Below are 10688 nucleotides of genomic sequence, written 5' to 3'. Positions count from 1 at the left end.
CTCCCACCCCGCCCGGCCCCGGCCGGCGGGGCCGCACCGGCCGGGGCCGGGCGGGGTGGGAGCGGTGCCCTCGGCGGGCGCATCGGTCGACGGCGCACCGGTCGACGGCGCATCGGTGGACGGAGCGTCGGTGGAGGTGGAGTGCAGCGGTGTGGCGCTGGAGGTCGGCGTGCTCGACGGCGTCGCGGCGAACGCGGCGGTCGAGCCGAGCGCGACGAGTCCGAGGGCGCCGACGGCGATGCCGATGGTCAGGGCGCGCTTCTTCGGACGGCGCGGCCCGAAGCTCGAGCCCTTCTCGGCGGGGGTGGTCGACTCGGTCATGGGTGTCTCCTCGTTCCGGCCCGGTGCCGACCCCGTTCGGGATCGGTTGCGGCCGGTTCCATCTCAGATTCGAAGGCGAATCTGAAGCCGGACTTAAGAACAGACCCTCCACAGCAGACGCCGGGTGCGCCCCGATCCGCGGCCCCTAGGTTCGACCACATGCCCTCCTCCGCCCGTGTGCTCCTCATCGAGGACGACGACGCCATCCGCTCCTCCGTCGAGACCGCGCTGCGCAGCGAGCGCTTCACGGTCCGCGGTCTCGTCTCCGGCGAGGACCTCGCCCGCGAGCTGAGCACCTTCGCTCCGGACCTGGTGATCCTCGACTGGATGCTCCCCGGCCCGAGCGGCATCGTGCTCGCCGAGCGGATCCGCCGCAGCAGCGACGCGGCCGTGATCATGCTCACCGCCCGCGACGCCGTCGACGACCGCCTCCGCGGCTTCGACGAGGGCGTCGACGACTACGTGGTGAAGCCGTTCGTGCTCGCCGAGCTCGTCAAGCGCGTGACCGCCGTGCTGCGCCGCCGCGGCCGCATCCCGTCCGTCGTCGAGATCGGCGACCTCGTCGTCGACCCGGAGTCGGGCCGCGCCCGCCGCGGCGGCGTCGCCCTCGACCTCACCGCGACCGAGTTCCGCCTCCTCGCCTTCCTCGCCGGGAACCGCGGCCGCACCCTCACCAAGACCCAGATCCTCACGCAGGTCTGGGGCTACGACCACGTCGACCCGAACCTCGTCGAGGTGCACCTCAGCTCCCTCCGCAAGAAGATGGAGGCGCACGGCGACCGGCTCGTGCACACCGTCCGCGGCCTCGGCTACCGGGTGGAGGCGTGAGCCGCTCCCGGCCGGGCGCGCTGCGGACCGGCTCGCTCCGCCTCCGCACCGTCCTGGCCGTGCTCGCGCTGCTGGCCGTTCTGCTCCTGGCCCTCTCGGCGACGGTGCAGGCGGTGCTCGGCGAGCGCCTCCGCGACCAGATCGAGGAGCGGCTGCAGGACCGTGCCTCCGCCGCCGCCGCGCTGGTCGGCACGATCGCCGACGACGCCCTCGCCTCGCGCCTCTCGGCGCAGGGCGTCTCGGTGCGGATCACGAGCCCCGAGGGCGAGGACGTCGTGGCCGGGCCGAGCCCGGAGCAGCTGCGCCTGGGCCCGGGAGCCGCCGACCAGCTCGGAGAGCCGCCGTCGCCTCCCGGCACGAGCTCCTCCTCCGGAGCCGTCCCGCCCCGAGCCGCCTCCGCCGCCGTCACCGTCGTCTCGAGCAGCGTCGCCGCCGACGACGAGCTGATCACCCTCGAGTCGACCCTCAGCGACGGCACCCGACTCCAGCTCACCAGCGAGGCCGGATCGGTGGGCAGCACCCTCGCGCAGCTGAACGGGATCCTGCTCGCCGCGTCGGCCGTGTTCCTCGTGCTGGCCGCCCTCGCGCTGATCGTCGTGGTCCGCGCGACCCTCCGGCCCCTCGAGCGGATGACCGACGTGGCCCGCGACATCGCGCACGGCGACCGCGGGCGGCGGCTGCGCCCCTCCCGCCCGCGGACCGAGCTCGGCCGCACCGCGACCGCGTTCGACGAGATGCTCGACGACCTCGAGCAGGCCGAGCGCAGCGCCCTCGCCGCCGAGGCGACGGCCCTCGCGGCGGAGCAGCGGATGCGCGCGTTCGTCTCGGACGCCGCGCACGAGCTGCGGACGCCGGTCGCCGGCATCCAGGCCGCCGCCGACGCGCTCGTCCGCGGCGACGGCGGCGAGCAGGAGCGCGAGCGCCTCTCCGTGCACGTCGTGCGGGAGTCGCTGCGCGCGGGCCGCCTCATCCAGGACATGCTGCTGATGGCGCGGCTGGACGAGGGCCTGGCTCTGGAGTCGCGTCCGCTGGACCCGGCGGGCGTCGCCGAGGCCGCGATCGAGCGCCAGGAGCTGCGCCGCCCGGGCCTCGCGATCGAGCTGCACCGGCCCGCCGAGCCGCTCCTGGTCAGCGCCGACGCCGACCGGCTGGCTCAGGTGCTCGGCAACCTCCTCGAGAACGGTGCCCGCTTCGCCCGCTCCCGGATCGACGTCGCCGTCGAGGCGGCCGCCGACTCCGTCACGATCACCGTCGACGACGACGGCCCCGGCATCGCCGAGGCCGACCGCGAGCGCGTCTTCGACCGCCTCGTCCGCCTCGACGACGCCCGCAACCGCGCCGACGGCGGCTCAGGCCTCGGCCTGCCGATCGCGCGTGGGCTGGCCCGGGCCCTCGGCGGCGACCTGGTGGCGCAGGAGGGACCGGTGGGAGCGCGGTTCCGCGTGACCCTGCCGCGCGCCCGCTGACCGGCAGGCCCTGCCCCTAGGCTCGACGGGCGCGCGGGCCCCGCTCCGCCGGGACGGCAGGAGTGGCTCCATGGACAAGGACGACGCGGAGCAGCGTGTCCGGCAGGCCCGCGACGAGGCCCCGAGGTTCGGGAGCGGTCCCCTGCTCGCCACCTTCACCGTCCGCCACCGCCGCGGACTCGACGTCGCCTTCGTGCTCGACGGCGCCGACGGGGACTTCCAGATCGGCATGGGCGCCGCGTCCGACGACTTCCGGAGCGTCCTCACCGTCGGGGTCGACCGCGAGGACGGCCGCATCCGCGGCGTCTCCAGCTGGACCGTCGACGGCCGCGAGAGCCGCGTGCCCGTGCGGATCCTGCACCGCTCCGCCACCGTGATCATCGTGGAGGCCGCTCCCCTCCCCCTCGACCGGCGCCCGTCCTCGCTCAAGTGCTGGTCCTTCCTCCGCCGTGCCTCCGCCGACCACCACTCCGACGTGCTGGGCTTCGTGTCCCCCGACCTGGCCGACCTCCCCCCGGTCCGGCTCCTCACCGATCCGCGGGCGCGGCGCGGGCGCTGAGCCGGCCTTCCGCGCGAGGGGTGGATCCCCGCCCGACCCGGAGGAGCGCTCGTGACGCAGGAGGTGCAGTCGACCCGGCTGCGGTCGCTCGGGAGCGAGGCGTTCTTCGGGGCGACGGTGGTCGTCGCGGCGGCGTGGTCGGGGGCCCGGGCGTTCCAGCTCTACGGAGGGTGGGGCGTGGTGCTCGCGGTGGCCGCGGTGATCGTCGCGGTGCTCGGCTTCGGGCTCCGGCGGCGCGTCGAGGAGCGGTGGTCACGGCCGAGCCTCGAGAGGCTGCGGGCCGAGCATCCGGACGGCGGCGTCACCGCGGTGCTGAACACTCCGGAGACGCCGGCCTCGCTGCGGACGCTCGCGGTCGCCGGAGCCGCGGTCGACCTCCCGGCGCTGCGCGCGGCGAAGCCGGACCCCGTGCTGCTGGCCGTCGTCACCGCGAGGGCGCTCTCGCTGTTCCGCGCCGACGCGGACCTCTCGCCGATCGCGTTCCTGCCCCTCACCGCCGGGGACGCCCCCGAGTCGGTGACGGGCTACCACCACGGTCACGCGCTCGCGGCTCCCGTTCTCACGGTCCGGCAGCAGGGGACGGAGCAGCGGCTCGCCCTCTTCCCCGCCCGAGCCTGAGACGCGGCTCAGCCCGCACCCATGCCTACGATCACCGATCGCGCAAGCACCTGCTCGCGGGGCGCCCGCGCGTCAGCATGAGCGGGATGGACACGATCGAGGAGGCGGGCGCCTGGGCGCGCGCTCTGGTGCGCCGCGAGTTCGGCGTCGGCCTCGTCGACCTGGAGCCCGTCGTCGGCGGACTCGACCACGGAGCGCGCGTCTGGTGCGCGGCCGACGGCTCCGGGGCGCTGTGGAGCGTCAAGGCGTCGGCTCGCGACGGGCGCTTCGGACTCGCGCTCTCGGCGTCGCTGGGAGAGGCGGGGGTGCCGGGCGTCGCGGCGCCGCACCGCGCCTCCGACGGGCGCCCCTGGGCGGAGGACCGGGGGCTGCGGGTCTCGGTCGCGCCGTGGATCCTCGGCGAGGACGCGGTCGACTCCGGCGAGGACGCCCTCGACTGGGAGGGGTTCGGCGCGGTCCTGCGCTCCGTGCACGACGCCGAGCCGCCGACCCTCGCGCCTCCCGTGCGGCGGGGCATCCGCCGTGTCCGCCGTCCGCTCGCCGACCTCCTCGCCGAGACCGACGAGAGGATCGATGCGCAGCCGGAGCCCCGCCCCCGCCTCACCGCGCTGTGGCGCGCGAACCGCTCCCGCCTCGACGCCCTCGCCGGCTCCGAGCGGCGGCTGAAGCGCGCCCGCACGCCCACTTCCCGCGTGCCCCTCCACGGCGACCCGCATCCCGGCAACGTCGTCATCGACGAGAGCGGCCGCCCCTGGCTGATCGACTTCGACGAGGCCACCGTCGCCCCGCGGGAGGCCGACCTGCTCCTGATCGAGCTGGGCGTCATCTACTCGCGGCCGATCAGCGACGTGCAGCGCTCGGCGTTCCGCGCGGGCTACGGCGAGGCCCTGATCGACGACGAGCGGATCGTCCGCTTCGGCTGCGTCCGCGCGGTCGAGGACGTGGCCGCCACTGTCGCGCTGGCCCTCGCCGACCCGGAGCCGGAGGAGCGCGAGGCCGCCTCCGTCCCCGCCTCCCGCCTCGGCCGCGCCGCCTCGGCGCTGCCCGTCCCCACTCCGCTCGACCTGCTCGTCGGCCAGCTCGGCCCGCACGGCCTCGTCTCGCTCGTCGAGACCGCCCTCCGCCGCCCCGCCTGACGCGGCCCTCCGACCCCGCCCCCGTCCGACCCTTCACAGCAGGAGACCACCCATGCGCAGACGATTCATCCCTCTCGCCGCCGTCCTGGCGTCGACCGCCGCCCTCACCGGCTGCAGCGGCTTCGGAGGAGGAGGCGGCGGTTCGGCCGACGCCGACTCGATCACCTTCACCACCTGGGCCAGCGAGTCCGAGCAGGCGGCCTTCGAGTCGCTGATCACCGACTTCGAGGCCGAGCACGAGGGGGCGAGCGTCGAGCTCAACGTCGTCCCCTACGACCAGATGTTCAGCAACATCGACGCGCAGCTGTCGTCGGGCGAGGCCCCCGACGTGTTCCGCGTCGACTACGGCAACCTCGGCGTCTACTCCAGCCAGGAGCAGCTGCTCGACCTGACCGACCGGATCGACGACTTCGACTCCTTCACGCCCGCGTTCCAGGAGGCCGTCTCCTTCGAGGGGAAGCCCTACGGCGTCCCGCACCAGACCGACGTGTCGGCGCTGCTGGTGAACACGCAGCTGCTCGCGGCGGCCGGCATCACCGACGTGCCGACCACCGCCGACGAGGCGTGGACCTGGGAGGAGTTCGCCGACGCCTCCGCGAAGCTGCGCGCGAGCCTGCCCGCCGAGCAGTACCCGTTCGTCTACAACTGGCAGCTCGGCGGCACGCCCCGCTGGCTGAGCTGGCTGTTCGAGGCCGACGGCACGCTGCTGGAGGAGGACGGCACCACTCCGGCGATCGACTCGGCCGCGGGCGCGAAGGCCCTGGACTTCACGAAGAGCTTCTTCGACAACGACTGGGTCCCGCCGACCAGCTCGGTGAAGTCCGCCACCTACGCCGACTCCTTCTTCACGGAGCAGACCGCGGCGATGGCGTTCGCCGGGTCCTTCCTCGTGCCGGACATCGACGACCTCGCCGACTTCGAGTGGACCGCCACGCCGATGCCCGTCGACGAGCGCGGCGCGACCGACCTCGGCGGCAACGCCCTCGTCGCCACGGCCGACACCGACAACCCCGAGCTCGCGACCGAGTTCCTCTCGTTCATGACGCAGGCCGACACCATGGCCGAGTTCTGCGCGGCGACGAACGAGCTGCCCACCCGGTCCGACATCGACCCCGCGTCGATCGACTTCGCGGTGCGCCCGGACGTGATGCCCGTCTTCGTCGAGCAGGCCGCGACGATCACCCCGCGCGACGTGCAGCAGCTCACCTCGCCGTTCCTCGCGAAGATCTCCGTCGCGATGCAGGACCAGCTCGAGGAGGCGTTCGTCGGCGGGCGCAGCACCGAGGAGACCCTCTCCGGCCTCGACGCGGCCATCCAGCAGGCGACCAGCTGATGACCGCCACCACCCTCCGCGGCCGGGCGGGCTCCTCCGCCCGGCCGCGGTCGGCCCGCAGGCGCGAGGCCCTCGCCGGCTTCGGCTTCGTCGGCCCGAACCTGCTCCTGATGGCGCTGTTCCTGTTCGTGCCGATCCTCTGGGCGATCCAGCTCTCGTTCCAGGAGTCGCGCGGCTTCGGCACGCCCGAGTGGGTCGGCTTCGCGAACTACCTGCGGATGGGCGCCGACCCGGTGTTCTGGCAGAGCCTGGGCAACACGCTCCTCTTCACCGCGGTCACCGTGCCGCTCGAGCTCGCCGGCGGCCTCGGCCTGGCCGTGCTGCTCAACTCCGTCCTGCCCGCGCGCGGGATCTTCCGCACGGTGATCGTGCTGCCCCTGGTGATCTCGGGCGTCGCCTCCGGGATGATCGCGGTCACGATCTTCAGCGAGTCCTCGGGCATCGTGAACAAGGTGCTGAGCTCGCTGGGCGCCTCGCCGGTCGCCTGGCAGTCGGACGGCTCCGCGGCGATGATCTCGGTGATGCTGACCGCGGTGTGGCTGCGGATCGGCTTCAACATGGTGATCTACCTGGCGGGCCTGCAGAGCGTCTCGCCCGAGCTCTACGAGGCCGCACGGATCGACGGAGCGACGCGCTGGCAGCAGTTCCGCGCACTCACGGTGCCGCTGGTCGGCCCGTCCACCTTCTTCCTGCTGATCATGAACGTGATCGCCTCGTTCCAGGTCTTCGACATCGTCTTCGTGATGACGGGCGGCGGCCCCGGCTTCTCCACGTCGGTGCTCGGCACCTACGCGTACCGCAACGGCTTCCAGGTCCGCGAGCAGGGCTACGGCGCCGCGCTCGGCGTCGTCATCCTGATGGTCTCCCTCGCCTTCACCTACCTGCAGTGGCGCACGAGCCGCACGCGCGACCTCGTCGACTAGGAGCCCTCATGTCGTCCTCCACCGTCACCACGCCCGCTGCGGTCGCCGCGGCCACCGCCCGCGAGACCCCGCGCCGGCGTCCCTCCCGCCGCGACGGCTCCCGCTCCGGACTCGTCGTCCGCCTCGTCGTCGCGATCGTCGCCTCGGCGATCGTGTTCTTCCCGCTGTACTGGATGCTCGTCATCGCCTTCTCGCCGCGCGGCGAGGTGTTCGCGCCCGGCCCGCCCCGCTTCTGGCCGAGCGAGATCTCGTTCGAGAACTTCGCGACGGTGTTCGCGCGCTTCCCCGTGGGCGAGTGGTTCGTCAACTCGATCGTGATCGGGGTGTTCGTCACGGTGTTCACCGTCGTGGTGAACCTGCTGGCCGGCTGGGGCTTCGCGCGGCTGCGCTTCCCGGGGCGGAACCTGCTGTTCCTGCTCGCACTGGCCACGATGATGATCCCGGTGCAGGCGATCATGGTCGCGCAGTTCAAGCTCGTGACCGGACTGCAGATCTACGGCACCTACTGGTCGGTGATCCTGCCCGGAGCAGCGGCGGCCTTCGGGATCTTCCTCGCCCGGCAGTTCTTCCTCTCCATCCCGGAGGAGCTGATCGAGGCGGCGCGGATCGACGGCGCCGGCCACCTGCGGGTGTTCCTGCAGATCGTGCTGCCGCTCTCGAAGCCGCTGATCGCCGTCCTGATCCTGCTGACTCTGCTCGGCAGCTGGAACGACTTCGCCTGGCCGCTGATCGCCCTGAAGGACAACGAGCTGTTCACGCTACCGATCGGCCTGCTCTACCTCAAGGGCCAGTCGACGCCGGACTACAGCGCGAGCATGGCGCTGGCGCTGGTGTCGGTGCTGCCGATGGTGCTGCTGTTCCTGTGCTTCCAGCGCTACTTCGTGCAGGGGTTCGCGCGCAGCGGCATCCGGTGAGGTCGGGCGGCGGCACGGGCGGGGGCACGGGCGGCGGCACGGGCGGCGTGGAGCGGTCGCCGCGGCCGGACGCTCCTGACCGGACGGGGCAGGAGAGAGCAGGGCAGGAGAGGACAGGGAAGGAGTGGGCCGACGGACGCGGCGGGCGGCGGGCAGCGGGCGCCGGAGAACGTGAACCACGTGGAGGTCGTCCGGTCGTGATCTCCCGAGTTCGACGGCTCTCCTGCGCGGCGGGGGCGTCCGCCAGCCGGAGCGGGACGGGAGCGGACCGGGACGGAGGGGCGGACCGGGGACAGGGACGGACCGGGACACGGGCGGACCGGGACGCGGTGGCCGACGCCCCGAAGCGCCGAAGCACGACGGGACACGGTGCTCGAGGCTCGGAGGTCCGGGACACGGGGCTCGGAGCTCGGAGCTCGGAGCTCGGGGCGCGGGGCGCGGAACTCGAGGCTCGACGAAGCGCCGACGTGCCGACGGACCTCGCGGCGCCGGAGGTGAGAGAGCGCGAGGGCGCCTGGGCGTGTCCAGGCACGGCGATTCACCGCCTCGCGTCCGACGGAGTGTCGAATCGCCCGGCATGTCGGGCTGCGGATCAGAACGGCGGAGACGCGTCCACGAACCGCGGCCGCGTCGGCGACAGCACCGAGGGGGACGCCCGAGGTGACGACGGTCGCGACGACCACAACAGCGAGGACGAAGATCGTGGCGGCTGCGGCTGCGGCTGCGGCTCCGGCTCCGGCTCGGGCTTCGACTTCAGCTGCGGCTCCGGCTCCGGCTCCGGTTCTTGCGCCGACTGCGGCGTCGGTCGTCGCGTGGGCGGCAGCGGAGCCCCGGGCAGCGCCCGCGGTCGGTCGGTGATCCGACGGCCGGTGGGGGTCGTCCAGACGACGGTGCCGTCCGGATGGAGGGCGTAGGTCCAGCGGTCGCCGTGGCGGACGTGGTGGTGCGCGACACAGAGCGAGGCCAGGTTGCCGAGGGCGGTCTCGCCTCCGTTCCGCCATTCGAGGGTGTGATCGGCCTCGGCCGTCGAGGACGAGCGGGTGCAGCCGGGGAACCGGCAGGTCCGGTCGCGCAGCTGCAGCTGGAGGCGCATCCGAGGGGGCGGGACGCGGAGGGTCCTGCCGACCGACGTCACCACTCCCGTGTCCGGATCGGTCAGCACCCGCGTGAAGGTGGCCGCCGTGCGGACGAGCTCCCGGGCGACGTCGGCGGGGACGAGACCGTAGCCGTCGAGTTCGGCCGGCGCGTCGTCGAGGCCGACGGCGGTGCTGGCGGCCAGGGTGAGGCGCACGTCGGCGCGGACTCCGGAGACCGAGGCGTGGATTCCGGAGCCCGAGGCGTGGATTCCGGAGCCCGAGGCACGGACGGCGCTCGCTCCTTCTCCCGAGGATCCGTCTGCGGAGATGTCGCCGTCGATGAGCAGATCGACGAGCGCGTCGGCCCGCAGCTGCGCGAGCGTCCGGCCGTCGCCGAGGGAGATGTCAGCGTCTCCACCGGCGCCGCCACCCGTCTCCGCGCCGAGCCCGGCACCAGCACCAGCACCAGCACCAGCACCAGCACCAGCGTCCGTCCGCGCGCCGACTGCCACCGGAGCATCGCCACGGGCACCAGCACCGCTCTGTGCAGTCGCAGTCGCACTCGCACTCCCACTCGCACTCGCACCTGCACCTGCACCTGCACCTGCACCTGCACGGAACCCGATCCCCGCCGCGTCCGCCCCGTCGCGGAGCGAGCGGGCGATGCGGTCGAGACGGTTGTAGGCGCCGACCGCGACCGGGGCCGGCAGCAGGGCGCAGAGCGTGGCCATGCCGTCGGCCTCGGCGCCGAGCCACACGCTGCGGTCCTCGCGGGCGCGGGTGTGGCGCTCGGTGAACGGCTGCTCGTGCAGCTCGTCGCGCAACCGCGCCACGGTCCGTCGGAGCTGGGTGGGCGTCTGCGTGAGCGCCGCGGCGGCGGCCCGCTCGTCGAAGGGCGCGCGCGACGGAGCGGGGAGGGTCGCGGCGGCGGCGCAGACGACCTCGCCGGCCTCCCAGAGGATCCGGGCCTCGGCCAGGAGGGTGCGGGTCGCCGGGAGGTCCTCGATGAGGAGCCGAGCGTGCTCGAGACGCCGAGACGCCGCGCGCTCCGACATCCCGAGCGCAGTCGCGAACTCGGCTCGGATCGAGCGCTCCACGAGGTCTCCCGCCTCGCTCCGGGAGAGACGACTCCCCCGCGCGAACGACTCCGGCACGAGCAGCGCCGCCCGGTACGCCGTGTGCAGGGCGACCGCCCCCGCGAGCAGCACCGGTGCCGAGGAGCGGGCGAGCCTCGCCGCGAGACCGGCGAGCGCGCGCACCGCGTCGAGCGTCCGCGCCGTCTCGCCCGCCTGCACCGCCTCGACCGCCTGCACCGCGTCACCCGAATTTGTCATACCTGTATTGAATCAGCGACCACCGACATCGGGCCGGGGCCCATGACCAGGATCGGGACAACGGAGCCGGTACCCCGCCTGTGGAGGGACGGACCGCCGGCGAGCGCAAGCTCGCACATCCCTGTCCGCGCGATTCCTGAGCCGAGCCACCAGCCCGCGCCGCCCGCCCCCCCCCCCCCC

10 protein-coding genes are annotated in these 10688 nt (G+C 73.9%); 8 read left to right on the top strand and 2 right to left on the bottom strand.

Annotation, left to right across the window (positions count from 1 at the left end; translation table 11 throughout):
* A partial coding sequence (locus tag C5B95_RS16780; protein WP_104349678.1) for a hypothetical protein occupies nt 1-321 on the bottom strand: 321 nt, incomplete at its 3' end.
* Nucleotides 322-480: 159 nt separating this feature from the next.
* Between C5B95_RS16780 and C5B95_RS16775 the strand changes: the two genes are divergently transcribed.
* From C5B95_RS16775 to C5B95_RS16740, 8 genes are all read left to right on the top strand, one after another.
* Entirely contained in the window at nt 481-1149 is a 669-nt protein-coding gene (locus C5B95_RS16775) for a response regulator transcription factor (RefSeq protein ID WP_104225192.1), read from the top strand.
* Entirely contained in the window at nt 1146-2615 is a 1470-nt protein-coding gene (locus C5B95_RS16770) for a cell wall metabolism sensor histidine kinase WalK (RefSeq protein ID WP_104349677.1), read from the top strand. The genes C5B95_RS16775 and C5B95_RS16770 overlap by 4 nt, the downstream gene beginning before the upstream one ends.
* A 70-nt stretch (nt 2616-2685) precedes the next feature.
* Nucleotides 2686-3174, top strand: a complete 489-nt coding sequence (locus C5B95_RS16765) for a hypothetical protein (RefSeq protein ID WP_104349676.1) — start codon at nt 2686-2688, stop codon at nt 3172-3174.
* Between the two features lie 51 nt (nt 3175-3225).
* Nucleotides 3226-3792 carry a hypothetical protein gene (locus tag C5B95_RS16760; protein WP_104349675.1) on the top strand — a complete coding sequence of 189 codons (567 nt, stop codon included), beginning with the start codon at nt 3226-3228 and terminating at the stop codon, nt 3790-3792.
* An 86-nt stretch (nt 3793-3878) separates the two neighbouring features.
* Nucleotides 3879-4928: an aminoglycoside phosphotransferase family protein gene (locus C5B95_RS16755; protein ID WP_104349674.1), complete on the top strand. Its 1050-nt coding sequence runs from the start codon at nt 3879-3881 to the stop codon at nt 4926-4928.
* Between the two features lie 52 nt (nt 4929-4980).
* Entirely contained in the window at nt 4981-6261 is a 1281-nt protein-coding gene (locus C5B95_RS16750; RefSeq protein WP_244229553.1) for a sugar ABC transporter substrate-binding protein, read from the top strand.
* Entirely contained in the window at nt 6261-7184 is a 924-nt protein-coding gene (locus C5B95_RS16745; protein WP_104225205.1) for a carbohydrate ABC transporter permease, read from the top strand. The genes C5B95_RS16750 and C5B95_RS16745 overlap by 1 nt, the downstream gene beginning before the upstream one ends.
* 8 nt (nt 7185-7192) lie before the next feature.
* Nucleotides 7193-8098, top strand: a complete 906-nt coding sequence (locus C5B95_RS16740; RefSeq protein WP_104349673.1) for a carbohydrate ABC transporter permease — start codon at nt 7193-7195, stop codon at nt 8096-8098.
* A gap of 592 nt (nt 8099-8690) precedes the next feature.
* Here C5B95_RS16740 and C5B95_RS16735 read toward each other — a convergent pair.
* On the bottom strand, nt 8691-10508 hold the full coding sequence (locus C5B95_RS16735; protein ID WP_104349672.1) for an HNH endonuclease signature motif containing protein: 1818 nt from the start codon (nt 10506-10508) through the stop codon (nt 8691-8693).
* Between the last annotated feature and the right edge of the window lie 180 nt (nt 10509-10688).

This window comes from Rathayibacter sp. AY1A7 (genome assembly GCF_002930845.1).
Lineage (GTDB): Bacteria > Actinomycetota > Actinomycetes > Actinomycetales > Microbacteriaceae > Rathayibacter.
This window is presented reverse-complemented; position numbering and strand designations above follow the sequence as displayed.